Here is a 21,828-nt window from a genome sequence, read left to right on the forward strand (position 1 = left end):
TTTTTAGTTAGTAAATTGTTATAAATAGCAAACATTAACTATGCTAAAAAAACCGTACTTATAGAAAACAAATGTTTTATTGTTACAAAAAACAATCAGCTACATATTAAGTCAGAAGAAAGAGAAAACGCTTTACCTATAGAAGATATAGGTTTTATTATTCTTGATAATCCTGAAATATACATAAGTATTCCTGCTATAAATTTGTTAATACAACATAATTCAGTGGTAATTATTTGCCATAAAAATCATCTTCCCAACGGAATGTTTTTAAACTTAGAGAGCTGTCACATTCAACTGCGGCATCTGAGTTTATTATTAATTTTTTTGATTTTAGAAGGTTAGGAGGTTAAGGAGTAGGGTTTGAATTGTTTAAGATTTGAAATTACTCTTTCCTCTTCACTCTTTCCTTGTGTGAAAATAATTGAAACATTTTTTTTACACACTTTTTATATGAAAATTTTGAAACGTTTTTTAACTAGAATTTGGTATTAGACTTCATACGCGAGATGAAAAGATAAAAAGGAACAAAAAAATCTTGTAGGTAGGGAGCAAAAGCCGTAATCCAGTTGTAGTTTGTCACTTGAGCTCAAGGGAGAAATTACATTATCTAACGTATGTGATTTCGCTTCTATTTTATAAATGATAAGATTACGAATCATTTTTATAATAAATAAATCACCGTTTTGTTTGTCACTCTGGGAAGGAGGAGTTGCATAATCTAATTCCAGTATATTGTTTCAAACGTTATGTGATCCCTCCTTGTGTCACACGATAGTCTTGTGTTTATTCCTTCGTTTTCATCTTCTCTAATTGCCAACCAATGGAGTTGGGCCCTAAGTCGACACCTAAAATTTTTGTCATAATAGTTTTTATGTTGTTTAGCTTACACCTAAACTTATAAAAAATACATTTGCTTAAAAAAATAAAAATATTTTACATTTTTTTTATCTCAGCAACAGATAAAATTATTCTAATCTTTAATCTTATCACAATAAGACTATATGCCGTAGACGAAAGTCTAAAATCCCGCTTACTCCGTGGAATTTACTATTTATACGAACTACAAATTCTTTAATCTACTTTGATAGAATTATTTTTTAAAGTTTGTTGAACTTATTAAACCCAGATTCCGCATTAGACTTCGTTGTGAAACAAAATTTTTCAATAAATTCAAGTGCTCACGGAAAATTTTAGAAGAAGAAATAGTGAACTATTTTGATGATTAAAATTTGAGTACGTGCTTGAATTTGAAGAAAAATAAAGTGGAATAGATTTCTAATGCGTAATCTGGGTTAAAATCTGATATAGGAGATTTACAATCTAAAAACTAAAAACTTATCTTTGCAAAAATTTTTTAAATAATGAAAAACATAATTGCTGAATTACAATGGCGTGGACTGGTACACGATATGATGCAGGAACAGAAGAACAATTGTTAAAGGAAAGCACGGCAACATATATAGGATTTGATCCAACATCAGATTCTCTGCACATAGGAAGTTTAGTTCCGATCATTTTATTAGTTCACCTTCGCAATTTTGGTCATAAACCATTTGCATTAGTAGGAGGAGCTACGGGAATGATTGGCGATCCTTCTGGAAAAAGCAACGAACGCAATTTATTAGATGAGGAAAGTCTTTCTAAAAATGTAGAGGGCATTAAGGGGGTTTTATCTAAATTTCTTGACTTTAATGCTACCGATGACAACGCGCCTGTATTAGTAAATAATTATGATTGGATGAAAACCTTTTCTTTCATAGATTTTGCTCGAAATGTAGGAAAACGAATTACGGTTAACTATATGATGGCTAAAGATTCTGTGAAAAAACGTCTTTCAGGAGAAACGGGGGACGGTATGTCCTTTACAGAATTTACATATCAATTAATTCAAGGATATGATTTTTATCATTTGCACAAAACATACGGATGTAAGTTGCAAATGGGAGGGAGTGATCAATGGGGTAATATTACCACAGGTACTGAGTTAATCCGTAGAATGAATGTAGATACAGAAGAAGAAGGAGCAAAGGCTTATGCCTTAACTTGTCCTTTAATAACGAAGGCAGACGGATCAAAATTTGGAAAAACAGAAGGCGGAAATATATGGTTAACAGCAGACAAAACCACTGTTTACAAATTTTATCAATTTTGGCTTAATACAACAGATGCAGATGCAGAAAAGTACATTAAAATATTTACTTTCTTAGATAAAGAAACAATTGAAGCTTTAATTGAAGAGCATCGTCAAGCTCCGCATTTAAGAGTTTTACAACGCAAATTAGCTGAGGAAATAACCCTTTTCGTACATGATAAAGAAGCTTTAGATAAAGCGATTGCTGCTTCTAATATATTATTTGGAAATTCTACTTCTGAGGATTTAAAAAAATTAGATTCAGAAACTTTTTTAGAAGCATTTGAAGGAGTGCCTCAAGCAACCATTTCAAGAGAAGCGATAGAGGAAGGTATTCTTATTGTAGATGTGCTTAATGCTAAAACAGGTTTTTTGAAATCAAACGGTGAAGCGCGTAGAGCGTTGACTGAAAATTCAATTTCTGTGAACAGAGAAAAAGTAACCGAAGAATTTATACTACAAAAAAGGATCTTATTAATAATGAATTTGTTTTGCTTCAAAGAGGTAAAAAAAACTATTTTATCGTAAGAATTAGTTAAATACTATTTTGTAATAAAAAAAAGCCGCTTATTTAAGCGGCTTTTTTTATTTAATAAAAGTAGTATTAATAAGTATTTAAAAGATAAATTATAGTTCATTTATTTTAATCTGTTTTTTTTAGTGTATTTTGTTATAATTTATTCCATTTTATTAAAATAATATAAATATATTCGCAATTATTATTAATACCAACTAATAAATAAAATGAAAAATAAACTACTTTTAATTGCCTTATTGGCAACAGGGGTTGTATTGGGGCAAAATGACTTGTGGAAACGTACAGGTACAAGTCGTAAAGCCTTGTTAAACAGTAAAATACAGCTTCCTGAAAAAAATCTCTTTGATTTAAATATAGATTTAATCAAAGAGCAATTAGCCAAATCAACGAATCGTTTTAGTCGTTCTTCTTCAACATTAGTTATTTCGCTTCCTAATTCAGAAGGAAATTTGGAAAAATTTAGAGTTTATGAAAATTCTAATATGGATCCTGTTTTACAGGCTAAATACCCTCAAATCCGTTCCTATATAGGAATAGGTATTGACAATCCTACTTCAACGGCCTATTTTAGTATGTCTCCATTAGGATTTAAGTCTATGACGTTAAATGCAGGCAAATCAGCTTCTTTTATTGAACCATATTCAAAAGATTTGAAAACATATTCTGTTTATAAAAAAACTGATAAAAAAGAAGATTTATCTCCTTTTGAATGTAAAGTGATAGATAAAGTAGTACCTAGTTTTAGGACTTCGGGGACAAATTTACGACCAAACGCTGATGATGCTATTTTGAGAACTTTTCGTCTAGCCCTTTCTGTAACAGGAGAATATACGGCTTATTTTGGAGGCACTAGAGCACAAGCATTGGCGGCTATGAATGCCACAATGACTCGCGTAAATGGCGTTTTTGAAAAAGATTTCAATGTTAGAATGAACTTAATCGCTAACAATGATGTTCTTATTTATACAAATGCTTCTACAGATCCTTATTCTGTGGCATCTACAGGTTCTGGAGGCGCATGGAATACTGAATTACAAAATAATTTAACCAATACTATTGGCAATGGAGCTTATGATATTGGACATTTATTTGGTGCTTCTGGTGGCGGAGGTAATGCAGGCTGTATTGGTTGTATTTGTGTAGATGATACTGTAAGTACAACGGACAAAAATAAAGGTTCTGGCTATACATCGCCTGGTGATGGAGTACCACAAGGAGATAATTTTGATATTGATTATGTAGCGCATGAAATGGGGCATCAGTTTGGAGCTAATCATACTTTTTCACATGGAAATGAAGGTACTGGTGCCAACATGGAACCGAGGATCAGGCTCTACTATTATGGGATATGCAGGTATTACGGCTCAAGATGTACAACCTCATTCAGACGCTTATTTTCATGCTTTTAGTATCCAACAAGTTACAAATAATATCAAAAATAAAAATTGTTCTGTAAACACAGCAACAGGTAATGCTGTACCTACAGCAAATGCAGGTTTAGATTTTACCATCCCTAAAAGCACTCCTTTTATACTTACAGGTGCAGGTACTGACGCAAATGCAGATGCTTTAACGTATGCTTGGGAGCAATTTGATAATGCTACTTCATCACAAACAGGAACAAGTTCTGCCGCTAGTGCTACCAAAACAGCTGGTCCTACATTTAGATCATACAATCCAACTACCTCTCCTTCGAGATATTTTCCTCAAATGACTTCTGTTTTAGCAGGAGGAACAACTACTCAAGGAACAGATATTGTAGTAGAAGCGTTACCTTCTGTTGCAAGAACTATGAATTTCCGTTTTACTGTTCGTGATAACAGAGCAGGAGGATCTGCAAATAACTCAGATGATATGATTGTAACTGTAAATGGAACGGCAGGACCTTTTTCTATTACATCACAAGGAAGTGCTACTTCTTATACAGGAGGAACCTCTCAAATGGTAACTTGGAATGTGGCAGGTACAACTGCAAATGGTGTTAACTGTGCTAATGTAGACATTTTATGGTCAACCAATAATGGTGCTACTTGGATCCCCTTGTTAACTGGAACTTTGAATGATGGTACAGAAAATATAACGATTCCTAATACCGCAACTACTACAGGTAGAATCATGGTAAAAGGTTCAAATCATATCTTTTTGATGTTAATAATGCTAACATTACAGTTGTTGCCGGTTCCTCTGATACAATCGCTCCAACTGCTCCAACTGCCTTAACGGCTTCTGGTACTACAGAAATATCAACTAGTTTGTCTTGGATTGCTTCAACAGATAATGTAGGTGTTACGGGGTATGATGTATATCAGGATACAGTATTAATTGGTTCTACTACTGCTACTACTTATAATGTAACAGGGTTAACAGCTTCTACATCATACACGTTTACTATTAAAGCTAAAGATGCTGCTGGTAACATTTCCAATGCTAGTAATGCTATAACAGTAACGACTTCAGCTCCTGTAATTGATACAACAGCTCCAACAGCTCCAACATTAAGCGCATCAGGTACTACGACTACGACTACTAATTTATCATGGAGCGGGGCTACTGATAATGTAGGCGTTACAGCATATAACGTTTATCAAGGAACAACTTTATTAGGAACAACTTCTTCTACCTCATATAATGTTGTTGGACTAACTGCAGCTACAACCTATTCATTTACTGTTAAAGCTAAAGATGCTGCTGGTAACATTTCTAATGCAAGTAACATTGTTAGCGTAACTACATCTTCTAACTCTTTAACATATTGTACATCCAAAGGAAATAGTACTGCTGATGAAAAAATAGCAAAAGTTGTAATTGGATCAATAAATAACTCTTCTACAGGAACTGTTGGCTATGAAAATTTTACCACTTTATCAACTTCAGCCATAAGAGGTAATGCACAAACTATAACAATTACTCCTTCTTGGGCTTCAACAACTTACCCTGAAGGCTATGCGGTTTTTATTGATTACAATCAAGATGGTGATTTTGCAGATGCAGGTGAAACAGTTTGGACTAAAGCGGCTTCTACTACAACATCGGTTTCGGGTACATTTACAGTTCCAACAACGGCTACTTTAGGAACAACACGAATGAGAGTTTCTATGAAATATAATGGTATTCCTACAGCATGTGAAGCTTTTTCTTATGGTCAGGTAGAAGATTATACTATTAACATTTCTTCCAGCGCAAAAGAAGTTGAAAAAAATAGTATATCAAAACTTGATATTACGGTATTTCCTATTCCAACCTCTGATATACTTTCAGTTAAAGGAACTTCTGAATCAGCTACCTATAAAGTGTATAACTTAGTTGGACAAATTATTTTGGAAGGAAAAATAAATGACGAAAAAATAAATGTAACCAATTGTAGTGCTGGAAACTATGTATTAGAAGTTTCTGATCTGAATACAACGGTTACTAAACGCTTTATCAAAGAATAACTTTGATAATTAACCCAACCTCCAGCCAAAAAGCTATCTCTTAGAGATAGCTTTTTTTGCAGATAAAATGATTATTTTAGCAAAAAGATTAAAGATGAAAAAACTAGCGCTATTAAGCGTAACGCTTATGAGTATTAATTCTGGAATTTCACAAAATATCATGACTCCTGATTTACTTTGGAAACTCGGTCGTGTTACTCCTATTGGACTATCAAAAGATGGTAAAAATATAATTTATAAAGTAGGAACTCCATCTGTTGAAGAAAATAAGTCTACTAATAAATTTTATAGTATTCCTGTCACAGGTGGTAGTCCTATTGAAATTGAAGAATACAAAGAATTAATAAAAAACAAAAACATTTCTCCTGACGGAATGTATTTACTTTCAGATAAAGAAGTAAAAATAACACCTGTTTTAGGAAAAGATATTTATCCCGAGTTGTCTAAATCAGATGCTCAAGTATATGATGGTCTTGATTATCGTCATTGGGATACTTGGCGAGATGGTACATACAACCATGTTTTTTTTTGGTGGTGTGCCAGCTCCTAATGTACGTTTAGCACCGCCTGTAGATATTATGGAAGGCGAACCTTATGACGCTCCACAGAAACCATTTGGAGGTGATGAGGATTATATTTGGTCTCCTGACAGTAAAAACATCATCTATGTTTGTAAAAAAAAGACAGGAACGGCTTATGCTACTAGTACAAATACCGATTTATACCAATACAATATTGAAACGAAGGAAACTTTAAATTTGACACCTAATAATCTTGGTTATGATACACATCCTGAATTTTCACCTAATGGAGATCTTACTTGGTTACAAATGAAAAATGACGGTTATGAGGCAGATAAAAATGATATTATTGTAAAACATAAAGGATTAGAGATTAATTTAACGGCGAACTGGGATGGTACTGTAGAAAGTTTTAAATGGAGTAAAGAGGGTAAAAAAGTGTACTTTCTTGCTCCTATAGACGGTACCAAACAATTATTTGAGGTAAATTTTCCGGGCTAACTAAAGCAGCTATTAGCGTTAAACAAATTACAAATGGCGATTTTGATGTTACTCAAATTATAGATTTTACTACAGACCAAATTCTTTTGTCTCGAAATGATATGAATCACGCTACTGAAATTTATTCGTATCATTTAAAAAACAAATCTTGGCATCAAATAACACACGTTAATACGGAAACTTACAACAAATTAGATTTATGTAAAACCGAAAAACGTTATGTGACTACTACAGATGGAAAAAAATGCTAGTTTGGGTTGTATTTCCTCCAAACTTTGACCCGAGCAAAAAATATCCTACGTTATTATATTGTCAAGGAGGACCGCAAAGCGCATTAACTCAATATTATTCTTTCCGTTGGAATTTTCAAACAATTGCATCACAAGGTTATATTGTAGTTGCTCCAAATCGTAGAGGTATGCCTGGTCATGGTGTAAAATGGAATGAACAAATAAGTAAAGATTGGGGAGGTCAAGTTATGGACGATTATTTATCAGCTATTGATGATGTAGCAAAAGAATCCTATGTAGACAAAACACGACTAGGAGCGGTGGGTGCTAGTTACGGAGGATACTCTGTATTTTATTTAGCTGGAATTCACAATAATCGTTTTAAAACTTTCATTTCACACTGTGGCATCTTTAATACCCAAAGTATGTATGGTACAACAGAAGAAATATTTTTTACTAACTGGGATTCTGGAGGAGCGTATTGGGAAAAAAACAATCTTGTTGCACAAAAAACATATAATGATTTTAATCCTATTAATTTAATTAATAACTGGAATACGCCTATTTTAGTGATTCAAGGAGGTAAAGATTATAGAGTTCCGCTAGGACAAGGGCAAGAAGCTTTTCAAGCGGCTCAATTAAAAGGAATTAAAAGTCGCTTTTTGCATTTTCCAGAAGAGAATCATTGGGTTTTAAAACCTCAAAATGCGTTAGTATGGCAACGTGAATTTTTTAAATGGCTTAAAGAGACTTTATAGATGATTCAAAAATCATAATGTATCTATAAATTCAAATTTCGCATTAGACTCGAAGTGAATAGGCGAAAATTTATTTCACTTTATTTTCTTTCAATTCAGGATTTTAAATTTTTAAACCCCGTTTTTAGGCTTTTACTTTAAAAATGGGGTTTGTATTTTTGGATTAGACTTTATAGATCTTACAGATGCCCTATAGATAATGTTTCAAGAAATAAAAAAACAAATGATATCCATGAGCTTATTGTGTGACTTTTTCTTTGGATAGAATTGATTTTAAATTATAAAATTTCAGGTTGATGGGCCGATTTTAAAAGATCATTAACAGTCTTGACAGGATTAAAGGTATCAAGAGGGACTTCTACAAAAAGAGTAATCCAATTGGCCATACTACCATTCCATAATCCCGGTAGTTCGTATGATTTATATTGGATTCCGTCTTTATTTTTTTTTAACTATAAATCCTGTGTTAGGGTCTGTAAATTCTAATAAGTTGAATTTATTACCTTGGTAGTCTTTTATAGAACAGACAATATCTACAGGGTTAAAATGAGTAGCAGACTTAAAAATTGATTTTTGATTCTCATTTTCTAGGTCAATTTGTGCGGATTCAACAATTTGTAAGGTTGAGTTTCCTTTTTTATCTTTTATCCAAAAAGGACCACCACCGGGTTCATTTTCGTTTTTTACCATTCCGCACACACGTATTGGTCTGTTTAGAAAATAGTTTAAAATTCTGATTTGACTTTCCTCTTTATACTCATCAAAGTCAGTATTTATAATTATAGAAAGTTTATTCTCAATGAAATTTTTTATTTCTTGTATTAGAGCATTATTGTATTTGTTTTTATTTAGTTCTTTCAGGTAATTATGACTTTTGGTACTAATTTCTAACAAAATACCAGCTAAGGTTTTTTTGTATTCTGTTATGATTTCAGAATGATTTTGAGAAACATTGTCTATGTTTTTTATGAAAATAATATCAGCATTTCTATCGTTTAAGTTATAAAGTAAAGCACCATGGCCCCTGGGCGAAAAAGAAATTTACCTTCTTTATTTTTTAATACCTTATTGTTTTTAGTTAATGCAATAGAATCAGTAGAAGGATCTTGATAAGAAAAACTAACACGTGTTTTTTCTTTTAATTCTTTAGGGAGCTGATTAATTAATTCCGTAAATAAAGTTTCATGTTCGGCTGAAATAGTAAAATGAATATTTCCGTTATTATTGCAAGCATACTGATTAGACTCTTTGAAGTGCTCTTCAATAGGAGTATTAATTCTCTCTTCGTTTTTGTGAAAAGGAAGTACAGCTTTTGGTTTGTTAAGAAAATTAAAATCGGGGTCTTCTAATATTGTTTTAATGAAAAGATATTTTTTTATAGCAGCAGATAATTTTTTGTAATGATTGTTTTGAATGGTTAACTTTGTAATGACTTCTTGATAAAATGGAAACTTTTCAATTCCTGCGATAAAAGTTTCTAAAGCAGTATTATTGGTTCGGTTGATGTAACCATTGATAGTTTCCTCCTCGGGATTAAAATCGAGTATAAAATCATGTAAAAATTTAAACATTCTAGTGGCAGCACCTGAAGCAGGAATAAATTTTTCTAATGTTTTATCTATCTTGTTTGAGTTGAAATAGTTAATGTAATAAATTTGTTCTTCAGGGCTTAATTTTATTATTCCTTTTCCAATTGTAGCAGGAGCTATTAATTCGGTTTTAGTAATTCCTTTTCGTAAGTAATGAATTTGTTTAATGATTAAATCAATATTTTTGTTTTGGTTGTAGAGTTCTACAAATTCATGGCTTGTAAAGCCTGCATTTAGTGCTTTTTCTAGATCTTCTACAATTTTGATTGCTTTTTTTAAACGTTCCTCTCTATTACCACTTATTTGAATAAAGGGTTTGTTGTATTGTATTAAATTTTTTTTAAATACTTCAAATGATAAATTGCGGTATTCAGCACTGTCTCTTAAACCGTCTGCTTCCCAAGGAATATCTTTATCTGTTAGAAAATAAAGATCATAGTGATGTAAATTAGCGGCTTCTTCTAATTGAGGAGAACACTGATTATAATAAATATCAGAGTATACTTTAGTAACAAGGGCATTTGTATCACAAAATAAAAATCTTTGGGCTTTTTTTAGCGCTTCATTTTCAATAGTAATTTGTCCAATAGCAATGGGTAGTAAATCTTTTTCTTCACAAATACGTCCTTCTTTATCAAGAATTTCTGTTAAAAAATCTCTAGCATATTCTACTATCCAAGCGGTATTAAAATGATTTGCTAGATCGCGTGCGAGCGTTGTTTTTCCAGTACTTTCTGGTCCGTAAGTGGTTATTCTGAGAGTATTTGTTTTTCTTTGCTTAAGATTTTCTTCCATTCTAAATAGGCCAATATGGCTAAAATTGTGAAAATAATATATTGGAGGGCAAATATATAAAGTTCTCTTGACCAAAGTATAGGAATAATAAGAAAATCTCCAATAATCCATAAACTCCAACTTTCTATTTTTTTTAAGGCCATAAACCACATGGCTGTGAAAAATATACAAGTAGTAAAAATATCAATCCAATTATTTTGTTGTATTTTGATTTTGAAAATAGTATAAATACCAATACAAACAATGGCTGTTAGTAAGAACATAATAAATCCCATTATTTTTTCTTTTTATTGGTTTGGGTAATTTGTACAATGTTTTTTTTGTTCAACTTAAATTGCCCCCATTTATGCCAGCCATAGATACTCATAAAAGTATAGTATATATTAATGCTCATATCAGCCATATATTGAGCTTTATACATAATGTAAACGGTTATGCTTGTGGCAATAATTCCAGTAGGAAAAACTAAGTAATTTTCTTTTTTGCAAACCATACACTCAAAATCCCAAAAATAAAAGCAATAGTTTCTAGTCCAATTTGCCAATAGGGAACATTTTGGTATTGTATTAGTATCTGATTAAGCATGATCTTTAAATAATTTGAAAAATGTAAATTAGCCTTAATTAATAGAATGTAAAATGTTTATGAACAAAACTAGTAAAAAGTGAGTTAAAAATAGGAGTAATAATATGTTATATTTTTCTAGATTATACTTTAGTCCTGAATGAAGTGATTTTTTACAGATAAAAAAGATGTTGAGTTTTAGAAAAAAGTATATTATTTCTGCTTTCAACGTAGTGAAATTACATTTGAGGTAGAATAAATTCTGTGTATTTCTATCTTTTTGATAGAGTACAGTAGTTTAGCATGTTTGTTTAAATAAATTCAAACAAAATAAAACAAGGCTGTTCTATTGTCTTTTTCTTAATTTGCTCAGTTTTTTTGTTGATTAACTAGAGTAAAAGTAAGAGAATGTTGATTTTGAACAGCCTTATTTTTATAAGAAAGCAATATTAATAGCGGTAATATTCAGGTTTAAAAGGTCCTTTAACTTCTACACCAATATAAGCCGCTTGGTCATTTGATAGGGTTTCTAACTCAACACCTAATTTAGTTAAGTGTAAAGCTGCTACTTTTTCATCTAAATGTTTAGGTAACATATACACCTCGTTTTTGTAAGCTGTACTGTTAGTCCATAATTCGATTTGTGCTAATGTTTGGTTAGAAAAAGAGTTACTCATTACGAATGATGGGTGACCTGTAGCACAGCCTAAGTTTACTAATCGCCCTTCTGCAAGAATAATGATTTCTTTACCATTTACATTGTAGATATCTACCTGTGGTTTTACTTCTTTTTAGTAGAACCATGATTAGCATTTAGCCATGCCATATCAATTTCATTGTCAAAATGACCTATGTTACAAACAATCGTTTTGTCTTTCATTGCTTCAAAATGGCGACTTACAACAATGTCTTTGTTTCCTGTTGTAGTAATTACAATATCAGCATTTCCTATAACAGTATCTAAACGTTTTACTTCATAACCGTCCATAGCTGCTTGTAAAGCACAAATTGGGTCGATTTCTGTAACGGTAACAATAGAACCTGCTCCGCGGAAAGAAGCAGCAGTACCTTTACCTACGTCACCGTAACCACAAACTATTACTCTCTTACCTGCTAACATTACGTCAGTTGCACGACGAACAGCATCAACTGCTGATTCTTTACAACCATATTTGTTGTCAAATTTTGACTTGGTAACGGAATCGTTTACATTGATAGCTGGCATGTATAACGTACCGTTTTTCATTCTTTCGTATAAACGGTGAACTCCTGTTGTTGTTTCTTCAGATAAACCTTTGATCCCTTCAACCAATTCGGTGTATTTGTCAAATACCATATTAGTTAAATCACCACCGTCATCAAGAATCATATTTAGAGGTTTTCTGTCTTCTCCAAAAAATAACGTTTGTTCAATACACCAGTCAAACTCTTCGGCATTCATGCCTTTCCAAGCATATACTGGAACACCAGCAGCAGCAATAGCAGCAGCAGCATGATCTTGTGTTGAGAATATATTACAAGAAGACCAAGTTACTTCAGCTCCTAAGGCAACTAAAGTTTCAATTAATACAGCTGTTTGAATAGTCATGTGTAAACAACCTGCTATACGAGCACCTTTTAATGGTTGACTTGGCCCATACTCAGCACGAATAGCCATTAAACCGGGCATTTCAGCTTCTGCTAATTGAATTTCTTTTCTTCCCCATTCTGCTAAAGAAATATCTTTAACCTTATAAGGTACATACGGAATTGTTGTAGTACTCATCTATATTAGTATATTTGTTTTTTAATATTAAATTAAATAAATCGGGTACAAAACTACGGATTAGTTTTTGATTTGCCAACAGATTTAGATAAATTAATAATTGTTTTTTTGTTATAACTATTTAATTATCAGTGCGTTTGTCTTTTTGGGCGTTTTCTGTGGTTTGTAATTATTTCAAAATAAAAAAGCAAGTCGTCTAACTTGTTTTAAAATAATCGTTGTGGACTTTTGGAATTAATTAAATGTAAGATGCCTTTTTATAAAAAAATACATTTTTCAGACAAAATTATCGTATACCTGTGGAAAAATTCAGAAACTTATGAGGAGTTATTAAGAAAGGTATATTTAAAGGATCAATCGTTAGATAGATTGAAAAGTATGCGTTCTGAAAGTCATCGAAAAAGCTTTTTAGGAGTTCGAATGTTATTAGAATATTGCGGTTATACAGATTATGACTTGAGTTATGATATTAGTGGTAAACCTTTTCTAAACTCTAAAAACAATGAAATACCATTAGTAATAAGTATTTCACATTCTTATGAATTTTCAGCAATTGCATTAAGTAAAGAAGCTATAGGGTTAGATATAGAGAAAATAAAAGAAAAAGTCCTTCGTATAGCACCACGTTATATGAATATGGCACATATAGAAAACCTTTCAAAAAAGAACAAATACAAAAAGCTGTTACTATTTGGGGGATAAAAGAATCTATATTTAAAATAAAAAATGAAACAGGGATTAGTTTTCCGGATCATATTTTTGAAGAAACATTTGATTTACAAGATAATCACTGCAAAGCACAATTACGTTTTAATAATCAAGTCGAAGATTTTAATATAAATTTTTGTATGATAGAAGATTATATCTTGGTTTGTGCCTTTAGATCTTATTAAAACTGTATAGAATATCATATTAAATGAAATAATTATCATAAAATACAGCTTATAAGAATAAAATATTTGTTTAGATAAAAAGATTAAATTTGAATCGTTAAATTAATTTGATGATGCCAATTACGATTTATGAGTCCATCCTTAAAGCAAAGAAAGTAAACAAAAAATTATTAGCTATTTTAATTGATCCAGACAAAATTAAGATTTCGGATGCTAATTTGTTAGCTAAAAAAATTAATCAATCCTCTGCTACTCATGTTTTTATAGGCGGAAGTATTGTTCAAAATTTGATTATAGACGAATTAATTGTAGAGTTAAAAAAAGAATGTAAATTACCTATATTAATTTTTCCAGGGCATCCTTCACAAATTTCACATCAAGCAGACGGTTTATTGTTTTTAACTTTACTTTCTGGTCGTAACCCAGAATATTTAATTGAGCACCATATCAATTCAATAGATTTGTTGGAAAAAATGAATTTGGAGATTATTTCTACCGCTTATATTCTAATAAATGGAGGAATAGAAACTGCGGTTGAGCGTGTTAGCAAAACGAAACCCATAGAACGAGAAAATGTTAGTTTAGTGTACAAAACAGCTAAAGCAGGAGAGTATTTAGGTAGTAAACTTATTTATTTAGAAGCAGGAAGTGGGGCTTTAGAAAAAGTTCCACTAGAAATGATTCGTGAAGTTTCTCAAAATCTTACAATTCCCATTATTGTTGGAGGAGGAATACGATCGATAGAATCTATAGAAGAAACTTACAGAGCTGGTGCCGATATGGTTGTAATAGGTACAGCATTTGAACAAGATGCTAATTTTTTTGACTAATTCAAGTTGTTTAAAAAGCTATTCAAACATTATTAGAACTATTCATAGTAAAATATTTACTATAATGAAAAGCTTAAATGATTTTAAATTCATACTAATAATTTTATCGTGTCAATTCGTTGGAGTCATATAAGGAATTTACTTATGTCCTTGTCTTTTTAATAACTCAAATTTCCTCTTCAGTTAGTCAGGCCAGTTTTTATCATTGCTCTCAATAAAAATCATTTTATAAATTATGATTCTAGTAAAATTTATATCAACAGATATAAGTTTCTCAGAAAACCTTTATTGTATTTCATTTTATTTAGCAGTATTTGTTAATTAAAGATAAGATGATATAATAAAATTAAATTAAATACAATGGCTTCGTAAGTATTTATTTCAGGTTTTCCGTTGGTTAATTTCTGATTAAGATAAGAATAATTGTTTTGTAAACATTTAAAAACAATAACTATAAATTAAAACACTAACACTATCATGATTAATTATTGAAAAAGCACAATTGTTTTTTTTGTTATTCTTTACTTTGCTTTATAATACTTTGTGATTTTTTAGTTGTTTTATTATTTAAAAATATATTTTATGCTTAAATGTGTTTTTTTCAGCTTAAATAAATTATATGAAGTTAAATAAAACATAAAATTGTTATAAAAAACATGTTTTGAATAAAAAATGTTATCTTTGTGCAAGAGAATAATATTTAAAAAGAAATTGAATTATCGCTATTTGATGTAATGGTTATCAACCAAATGGGAGAGAAGAAAGTGTAATGTTTTTAATTTTTGTTACTTATTTTTTATAGCATCATATTCTAAGTCGTTTGAAAAGTAAGTAATCTAAATTAGACCTAATAAATACAAGAATAGCCTTATTAATGAAAAAAATATTAAATAAACAGAAAGATTGGTAAAGAAGATAGTCCATTTATTTGGATTCTTTATAAGGAAATAGGAATGAGGTTTATGTAGTATTTTTTATAACCAATAAAAATATAAAGAATATATAGGAGAAATAATTACAAATAAATAAATATATGAATTTTTTAAAATTAAACGCCAAATGGGCATTACTAGCGGTAATGCAATTGTCTGTTTTGAGTTGTAATAAAGAAGATGTTGCAACTAAGGGATCAGATAACGAAGGAAAAGAACTTAAGCAAGGGAGTATTCACGATGGTCCTAAATCGGAATTACAAATTAGTAGAAGAATCGTTTCGTCACCACAAGATCAAGCAGGATCTTCTAGTTGTAAGACAATTGAGGAAAGTTATAACAAGACATTTGATAACTTTTCAAAATTAGGAGGAGGGACTCATTTATTGTGGCCGGGGAAACATTGTTCAAGGATCAACTATTATTTCAGGAAACTTAGCGTCTATTCCTATCGATCCAAAAGGAAGAAATGTTATTGAGGTAAAAGTAGATGCTTTTTCATCCAATGAATCAAAACCATCAAGTTTGGAAGTAGAAGATCCAACAGCTGGTAAAGTACAAGGTGCTTTAGAAAAGATATTAAATTCATATTATACATCAGGAACTAAGTTTCCAGCTAATTATGCAGTTGAAATTCAGAGAACGTATGACAGTAAACAATTACAAGTAGCATTAGGAGTAGGTTATACAGGACCTTCTGTAGGTTTATCAGCTAGTTTAGGTATAAACTTTAAAAAGAATAAGACATATTATGCTGTAACACTTAAGCAAAAATTCTTTAACGTGTCAGTATCTGCAAAACCAGGTCTTCAGGGAGATTTTGGTTGGATAAAAAAGGGTTATCCGAGAGCTGAATTTGATAAATATATTGGGCCAAATAACCCAGCTGTTTATATATCATCTGTAACATATGGTAGATTATATACTTTAGTTTATGAATCAGATGAAAGTTCTTTCGAAATGGAACAAGCTTTAAATTTTGCATATAAGAATCCAGCCGCAACAATATCGGTAGATCAAAAATCAAAATATTCTACTACATTACAAAATACAAAAGTATATGCAAAACAATTAGGAGGTAATGCAGCCGGTGGATTAGATGCAGCATTTGGAGCTTTTGCAGGAAATTTTGAAAAAGTAAGAGATTTCGTTGTGAATGGAGCAGAGGTTTCTAAAGATAATCCAGGGTATCCAATAGAGTATACAGCTGTAAATATAGAATCTAACCTTGATGCTACTCATAATGTTAATGGAGTATCTACATATTCAGAATGTGAAGAATCTTTATACACAACCAAAACTCTTGAAGATGCTAAAAAGGAGTAGATAAATTACACGAGGAGTATGGTTATAATAGTTGTGCTAAAATTATTATATTTAATAATACAGATAGAGAAATTATATTAAAAAATTATACTCCTTGGTCTGGTAGTGGTTTCTTAAACTTACCACCAAGCTCTATTCCAGCTGGAAAATATGGATATGCTTTAGCAGTTAATCAATATGGTACTTCAAAAGGGACATATAACCAAATTTCATATTCATTTGATGATAAAACGATAAGTTTTGGCTCCTATGCGCCTGTAGAAGCAGCTAGAACCAATAATGTTTTAGTTGGTTTTAAAGAAATAACAGAAAACGAGTTATACAATAATAGTGTAAGACCTTCTATGGAAAAACTAGAAAATAATATTAGAATTAGAGGAAGTATTGGAGGAAAAGCCGCGCCGTATGTGAATTTTACGATTATAGGTAAAGGAAATAGCCGTATAAACTAATATTCCTATTCAAAGTAACAATTTAAAAATACTATAAAGAGGTTGTCCTAAACTTTGGACAACCTCTTTTTTACTAAAACATTCCGATAATCTTGGAAATATTTTGTGTAAGCTATTTTCAAAAAAATAGATCCGACTGATTGTTTGGTTAAAATTAGATATTTATGCTATGAACTTAATGATATAAGATGAATAAATAATTAAAATAATGATGCTTTTCTTATCATGAATTTTTATTATATGATTTCAAAAGGTATTTTTCTGATGCTTGCTAATAATTACCTGCTGTATGATTTAAAATTTTAATAAGTTACATTTTCGAAATTTAATACAAGTTATAAATGACCTTAAACGTAAAATAAACGCCTATTTTTTGCCCCAATGTAGTAAAATAGGTCTGCGATAAAAATTTGTATACATTTTTATTCTCTCTGTCTTTTTATCTTCATGACAAAGACTAGTATTTGGCTTTTATTTTAAATATTTGTTAAATAAAATATAATTTGTTATATAATTTTTATTTTTCAATTCAAAATGTTATATTTGTAAGGTGTTAGTGATGAAAGGAAAATGAATTATGATTAATAGAATGCGGCTGTTTATTCGCTTTTTAGATAAAAAGAGAAAGACTTTTTGGTAGTATACTTTTTTAATGGGATCAACTTTTTAATTTTATAAATTATAATCGAATACATTTTGTTTGATAACTGCCGATTATATGGATCAATATAATAAGGGAAGTAATTACTTAAAAAATATTGTTTTAGTTGATAAAGATGAAAGTAGCAGGAGTAGATTTATAAAGTTAAAATATTAAATCTAAATGTGAAAAGATATAAAATGATGTTAGTTGTTAAAGGAATTAAGAGATGCTTTTTATATCAATTTTTTAGTTAATAATTAGTTTATTTAGATTATAGTTAATTGTTTTTTTTTCTTATTCTAAATGTAAATTTAGAATAATATAATGAGGCGATCCGAAAAGGATCGCCTCGTTTTTTAGTCATTTGTTGTGTCTTCATAAAGAGCCCCAAGAAGTGCGCTGTAAATTTTATTTAAATGATTATTTGATAATGCTAAAAAACCCTTTAAATACTATATTTAAAGGGTTTTGCAATTGTTTATTAATATTCTAGCAGAGAGGAAGGGATTCGAACCCTCGATGCAGTTACCCACATACAAACTTTCCGGGCTTGCTCCTTCAACCACTCGGACACCTCTCTAGTTTTGCTATTCCATTTCACCTCGAATAGAGGTTTCAAAGATAGTTTTAAAAATTGAAAATCCAATATTTTGGCCTAATAAAAACATTAATTTTGTTATGGCTGCCTCAGTAGTTATATCTTTTCCAGAAATTACCCCTATTTGTTTCAATTGTGAGCTTACCTCGTAATGTCCCATACTGACACTCCCGCCAGAGCATTGTGTTACATTTACAATGTGAATCCCTTTTTGTATAGCTTGATCTAATAGATTAATAAACCAATCAAGAGTGGGGGCATTGCCTGATCCGTATGTTTCTAATACAATGCCTTTTAGATGAGGTATTGATAGAATAGCATTAATAACAGATTCTGATATGCCGGGAAACATCTTTAGAATTGCAACATGTGTATCAAATTGAAGGTTAACGTGTAATTTTTTGTCTATGCTTTTTTTAAGGAGATATTCTTCATTTACTTTTAAATGAACACCAGACTCCGCTAAAAAAGGAAAGTTGGGCGAAATAAAGGCATTAAAGTGTTCAGCACTTATTTTAGTTGTACGATTGCCTCTATAAAGTTTATACTCAAAATATAAACAAACTTCTGAAATAACGGGTTTTCCTCTTTCTTGTAAAGACGCAATTTGAATAGCTGTTATTAAATTTTCTTTGGCATCGGTTCGTAAATCACCTATAGGTAATTGAGATCCGGTAAATATGACGGGTTTTTCTAAATTTTCTAAGATGAAGCTCAAAGCAGAAGCAGAATAAGACATGGTGTCCGAGCCATGTAGAACTACAAAACCATCATATTGATCATAATGAGTTTCTATAATTTGAGCTATTTTTACCCATCCTTCCACATTCATGTTGGAAGAATCTATTGGTTTTTCAAAAGAAATAGTTGCTATATTACAATCTAATAGCTTTAACTCAGGGATATTCTTTAATAATTTATTAAAGTTAAAAGCTTTTAGAGCACCTGTTTCGGTATCTTTTACCATCCCGATAGTGCCTCCAGTATAAATTAGTAATATATTGGATTTAGAGATTAGGCTCATACTTTAATTTATTAACAACAGGATTGGCATACATTGCTAAGAAGCTTTCCATTATTTTTTGATTTTTACTATCTATTCGCATTTCTAAACGTCTTTCAAAAAGTAATTTTTCTTGTAGACTGTATTTTAATTCAAAACGATTGGATTTGAAAAGTAAATCATAAGCAATATAATTTGTTGGCCATAGATGGTAAGATTGAAGAATAGAATCATCTATGATTTTGACAACTTCTTGAATTTGTTTGTTGCTGTTTGATGTTTCCAATTTAATATGATCCAATTCAGTATCTAGTATATTCCCTATATGAATATGAATATGTTTTTTTTGACCTATAATACCTCTTAATATATTATCAAAATCTTCATTGGAACTTTTTTGATACGTTTCATTGTTAGCTTCTGCCATTAGTTGTGGCATTTTTAAAGCATCAGTTGGGTCGTATTCGTAAGAAATAGAAACAGGAACGATTTTAATTTGTTTGAAATAATCTAAAACATTTCGTTCATTAGCAGCCATTGCGAGCATTTTTAAAACGCCTGTATGGGTGGCATCATGTCCGTCTTTAGTTCTTCCTTCTCGTTGAGCAATCCAGACAGATCGGTTTTCACGTAATAATAGTTGTTCTATGTATTCAGACATTAATTGCGAACTTTGTAAAAGTTCTCTAGGAGGAAGTCCCCTCTGAACAATAAAATTACGATTTAATCGAGATAATGAACGTAAAAAGTCTTTTTAACCAAATTATCTCCTATTGCTGATGCTGTCATTACCAATCCATGGTCAAATAATGAAATATTGAGTAGAGAGGTGTCAAGTATAATATCACGATGATTGGATATAAAAAGATAAGAGGTGTTAGGCTCTAATTTTTCAAATCCAGAAGTACTCAATCCATCTGAGCTCTTTTTTACTATCTTTTGAATAGCTTGATATAAAAAGTTACATTGAAAATCACGAATAGAGTGCGTACGCAACAACTGCTCTTTCCAAACGCTATCTTCTACGTTTGGAAAAGCAAAATTCATTATTTCTTTGATAATGGGATGATTTGCAGCATTTTGTAATGCTTGATTTACTTCGGCATCATAATACGGTCTTATAGCATCAAATTTTGGCATCGCAAATTCAAATTTCTAATACAAATGAACAAAAAAATAAACAATTTTGAATAAAGAAATTTTAAAAACCTAAATAGTGCATCAGATTTAGCTTTTCCTTATTTTGTTAAAATATTAAATACCAAATATTTCTTTGGAGTTAAGAGTCGTTATAGATGCTATTTCTTCAACACTACAGTTGTAAAGCGTAGCTAATTTTTGAGCAATGAGCATGATATATGCGCTCTCATTTCTTTTCCCTCTATAAGGAGTAGGAGCCAGATAAGGAGCATCTGTTTCTAATACTATATGATTAAGATTAATCTGATTTAAAAATTGATCTATTTGTCCATTTTTAAAGGTAGCAACTCCTCCAATGCCTAATTTTAAACCATAGCCAATCGTTTTTAATGCTTGTTCGTAAGTTCCTGTAAAACAATGAAAAATTCCTGAAAGACCCTCTCCTTTTTCTAATTCTAATATTTCAAATACTTCATCAAACGCATCACGACAATGAATATTAATAGGAAGTTTGTATTTTTTTGCTAATTGTATTTGATGTCTAAAGGCTTTTTTTTGAATTTCTAAAGTTGATTTATCCCAGTATAAATCAATTCCAATTTCTCCAATAGCATAAAAATTTCTTTTGGTCAATTCTTCTTCTATTAAGGCTAATTCTTGTTTATAGCTTTCGGGTTTTACATAACATGGATGTAATCCGATCATTAGGAAAATGTTTTCAGGATACTCTTTTTCTAATTTATACATTCTTTCTAAATAGCTAGAGTCAATTGCTGGGATAAAAAAACGATTTATGCCAAGATCTATTGCTCTTTTTATACTTTCAGAACGATCTTCAGTAAATTGAGATGAATATAAATGCGTATGAGTGTCCGTAAGAATCATAATTTTAACTTTTCTATTAGGCAAAGTTACTTTTTCTAAGGCAGATTGAAAAGGATCGTTTTAAGAAAGAAATGGATATTAATAGTATATCTAAGCATTAACCCAGATTTCAAGAAAGTATTGTTCTTTGACAAATGAGAGCTAACTTGTACTTGCGAGCGAAGCCTATGTATAAAATGGTGAATTTATCCCCTCCCAGATTTTGGCTGAAATGTAAAAAGGCTTCCATTTGGAAGCCCTTTGAGACAATCAATGATGAAACACCATGTTATCTCGTATAGAATAATTTAAGCAAAG

14 protein-coding genes, 1 tRNA gene and 6 pseudogenes are annotated in these 21,828 nt (G+C 30.8%); 12 read left to right on the forward strand and 9 right to left on the reverse strand.

The window, feature by feature from the left end:
* Positions 1 to 60: 60 nt before the first annotated feature.
* The 7 genes and pseudogenes from JJC05_RS10305 to JJC05_RS18885 all read left to right on the forward strand — a co-directional run bounded on the left by JJC05_RS10305 (position 61) and on the right by JJC05_RS18885 (position 8,116).
* Complete coding sequence (locus JJC05_RS10305) at positions 61 to 345, forward strand: CRISPR-associated endonuclease Cas1 (RefSeq protein ID WP_258929699.1); 285 nt, start codon at positions 61 to 63, stop codon at positions 343 to 345.
* Positions 346 to 1,364: 1,019 nt separating this feature from the next.
* Positions 1,365 to 2,673, forward strand: a pseudogene (gene tyrS / locus JJC05_RS10310) (tyrosine--tRNA ligase).
* Positions 2,674 to 2,878: 205 nt separating this feature from the next.
* Positions 2,879 to 6,106: pseudogene (locus JJC05_RS19065) on the forward strand (reprolysin-like metallopeptidase).
* A 94-nt stretch (positions 6,107 to 6,200) separates the two neighbouring features.
* Positions 6,201 to 6,656 carry a hypothetical protein gene (locus JJC05_RS18870; protein WP_374226289.1) on the forward strand — a complete coding sequence of 152 codons (456 nt, stop codon included), beginning with the start codon at positions 6,201 to 6,203 and terminating at the stop codon, positions 6,654 to 6,656.
* The gene (locus JJC05_RS18875; protein ID WP_374226290.1) at positions 6,625 to 7,128 is read left to right on the forward strand and encodes a TolB family protein; all 504 of its coding nucleotides are present in this window, start codon (positions 6,625 to 6,627) and stop codon (positions 7,126 to 7,128) included. Before JJC05_RS18870 ends, JJC05_RS18875 begins: the two co-directional genes overlap by 32 nt.
* Before the next feature lie 101 nt (positions 7,129 to 7,229).
* A complete protein-coding gene (locus JJC05_RS18880; RefSeq protein WP_374226291.1) occupies positions 7,230 to 7,379 on the forward strand; it encodes a hypothetical protein in 150 nt (49 codons plus the stop codon).
* Positions 7,373 to 8,116: an alpha/beta hydrolase family protein gene (locus tag JJC05_RS18885; protein WP_374226293.1), complete on the forward strand. Its 744-nt coding sequence runs from the start codon at positions 7,373 to 7,375 to the stop codon at positions 8,114 to 8,116. Before JJC05_RS18880 ends, JJC05_RS18885 begins: the two co-directional genes overlap by 7 nt.
* Before the next feature lie 278 nt (positions 8,117 to 8,394).
* Here the strand turns inward: JJC05_RS18885 and JJC05_RS18315 are convergent, their stop codons facing one another.
* The 5 genes and pseudogenes from JJC05_RS18315 to ahcY form a co-directional block, all read right to left on the reverse strand.
* The gene (locus tag JJC05_RS18315; protein WP_374226294.1) at positions 8,395 to 8,502 is read right to left on the reverse strand and encodes a DUF4301 family protein; all 108 of its coding nucleotides are present in this window, start codon (positions 8,500 to 8,502) and stop codon (positions 8,395 to 8,397) included.
* A gap of 52 nt (positions 8,503 to 8,554) precedes the next feature.
* Positions 8,555 to 10,500: pseudogene (locus tag JJC05_RS10325) on the reverse strand (DUF4301 family protein).
* Positions 10,455 to 10,775, reverse strand: a complete 321-nt coding sequence (locus tag JJC05_RS18325) for a nicotinamide mononucleotide transporter family protein (RefSeq protein ID WP_309597311.1) — start codon at positions 10,773 to 10,775, stop codon at positions 10,455 to 10,457. The pseudogene JJC05_RS10325 and the gene JJC05_RS18325 overlap by 46 nt, the downstream one beginning before the upstream one ends.
* Complete coding sequence (locus JJC05_RS18330) at positions 10,775 to 11,044, reverse strand: nicotinamide mononucleotide transporter (protein WP_309597312.1); 270 nt, start codon at positions 11,042 to 11,044, stop codon at positions 10,775 to 10,777. Before JJC05_RS18330 ends, JJC05_RS18325 begins: the two co-directional genes overlap by 1 nt.
* 469 nt (positions 11,045 to 11,513) lie before the next feature.
* Positions 11,514 to 12,829 (reverse strand): annotated as a pseudogene (ahcY, locus tag JJC05_RS10335) (adenosylhomocysteinase).
* Positions 12,830 to 13,207: 378 nt separating this feature from the next.
* On the opposite strand from ahcY, the gene JJC05_RS17305 reads away from it, so the two are divergent.
* The 5 genes and pseudogenes from JJC05_RS17305 to JJC05_RS18890 form a co-directional block, all read left to right on the forward strand.
* Entirely contained in the window at positions 13,208 to 13,531 is a 324-nt protein-coding gene (locus JJC05_RS17305; RefSeq protein WP_258928582.1) for a 4'-phosphopantetheinyl transferase family protein, read from the forward strand.
* Between the two features lie 304 nt (positions 13,532 to 13,835).
* On the forward strand, positions 13,836 to 14,552 hold the full coding sequence (locus JJC05_RS10345; protein WP_088392562.1) for a phosphoglycerol geranylgeranyltransferase: 717 nt from the start codon (positions 13,836 to 13,838) through the stop codon (positions 14,550 to 14,552).
* 1,033 nt (positions 14,553 to 15,585) lie between these two features.
* Positions 15,586 to 15,963 carry a hypothetical protein gene (locus JJC05_RS17310; protein ID WP_258928584.1) on the forward strand — a complete coding sequence of 126 codons (378 nt, stop codon included), beginning with the start codon at positions 15,586 to 15,588 and terminating at the stop codon, positions 15,961 to 15,963.
* A gap of 46 nt (positions 15,964 to 16,009) precedes the next feature.
* The gene (locus JJC05_RS17315) at positions 16,010 to 16,810 is read left to right on the forward strand and encodes a thiol-activated cytolysin family protein (protein ID WP_258928586.1); all 801 of its coding nucleotides are present in this window, start codon (positions 16,010 to 16,012) and stop codon (positions 16,808 to 16,810) included.
* 47 nt (positions 16,811 to 16,857) lie between these two features.
* Positions 16,858 to 17,085 (forward strand): annotated as a pseudogene (locus JJC05_RS18890) (thiol-activated cytolysin family protein); the annotation flags it as partial.
* Positions 17,086 to 18,398: 1,313 nt separating this feature from the next.
* Here JJC05_RS18890 and JJC05_RS10355 read toward each other — a convergent pair.
* From JJC05_RS10355 to JJC05_RS10370, 4 genes and pseudogenes are all read right to left on the reverse strand, one after another.
* Positions 18,399 to 18,485: transfer RNA gene (locus JJC05_RS10355), tRNA-Ser, on the reverse strand.
* A 7-nt stretch (positions 18,486 to 18,492) separates the two neighbouring features.
* Positions 18,493 to 19,527 carry an asparaginase gene (locus JJC05_RS10360; RefSeq protein WP_088393654.1) on the reverse strand — a complete coding sequence of 345 codons (1,035 nt, stop codon included), beginning with the start codon at positions 19,525 to 19,527 and terminating at the stop codon, positions 18,493 to 18,495.
* Positions 19,511 to 20,646: pseudogene (locus tag JJC05_RS10365) on the reverse strand (1-acyl-sn-glycerol-3-phosphate acyltransferase). Before JJC05_RS10365 ends, JJC05_RS10360 begins: the two are co-directional and overlap by 17 nt.
* A gap of 114 nt (positions 20,647 to 20,760) precedes the next feature.
* Positions 20,761 to 21,531 (reverse strand): TatD family hydrolase, encoded by a 771-nt coding sequence (locus JJC05_RS10370; protein WP_105195337.1) that lies wholly within the window; start codon positions 21,529 to 21,531, stop codon positions 20,761 to 20,763.
* Positions 21,532 to 21,828: the final 297 nt, after the last annotated feature.

Origin of the sequence: Flavobacterium davisii (assembly GCF_019565505.1) — a bacterium.
GTDB lineage: Bacteria > Bacteroidota > Bacteroidia > Flavobacteriales > Flavobacteriaceae > Flavobacterium > Flavobacterium davisii.

Coding starts and splice junctions, on each gene's coding strand:
- JJC05_RS18870 (WP_374226289.1), top strand. CDS start 6,201: ATGAAAAAACTAGCGCTATTAAGCGTAACGCTTATGAGTATTAATTCT.
- JJC05_RS18875 (WP_374226290.1), top strand. CDS start 6,625: ATGTTTTTTTTTGGTGGTGTGCCAGCTCCTAATGTACGTTTAGCACCG.
- JJC05_RS18880 (WP_374226291.1), top strand. CDS start 7,230: ATGAATCACGCTACTGAAATTTATTCGTATCATTTAAAAAACAAATCT.
- JJC05_RS18885 (WP_374226293.1), top strand. CDS start 7,373: ATGCTAGTTTGGGTTGTATTTCCTCCAAACTTTGACCCGAGCAAAAAA.
- JJC05_RS18315 (WP_374226294.1), bottom strand. CDS start 8,502: ATGGCCAATTGGATTACTCTTTTTGTAGAAGTCCCTCTTGATACCTTT.
- JJC05_RS18325 (WP_309597311.1), bottom strand. CDS start 10,775: ATGGGATTTATTATGTTCTTACTAACAGCCATTGTTTGTATTGGTATT.
- JJC05_RS17305 (WP_258928582.1), top strand. CDS start 13,208: ATGCGTTCTGAAAGTCATCGAAAAAGCTTTTTAGGAGTTCGAATGTTA.
- JJC05_RS10345 (WP_088392562.1), top strand. CDS start 13,836: ATGCCAATTACGATTTATGAGTCCATCCTTAAAGCAAAGAAAGTAAAC.
- JJC05_RS17310 (WP_258928584.1), top strand. CDS start 15,586: ATGAATTTTTTAAAATTAAACGCCAAATGGGCATTACTAGCGGTAATG.
- JJC05_RS10360 (WP_088393654.1), bottom strand. CDS start 19,527: ATGAGCCTAATCTCTAAATCCAATATATTACTAATTTATACTGGAGGC.
- JJC05_RS10370 (WP_105195337.1), bottom strand. CDS start 21,531: ATGATTCTTACGGACACTCATACGCATTTATATTCATCTCAATTTACT.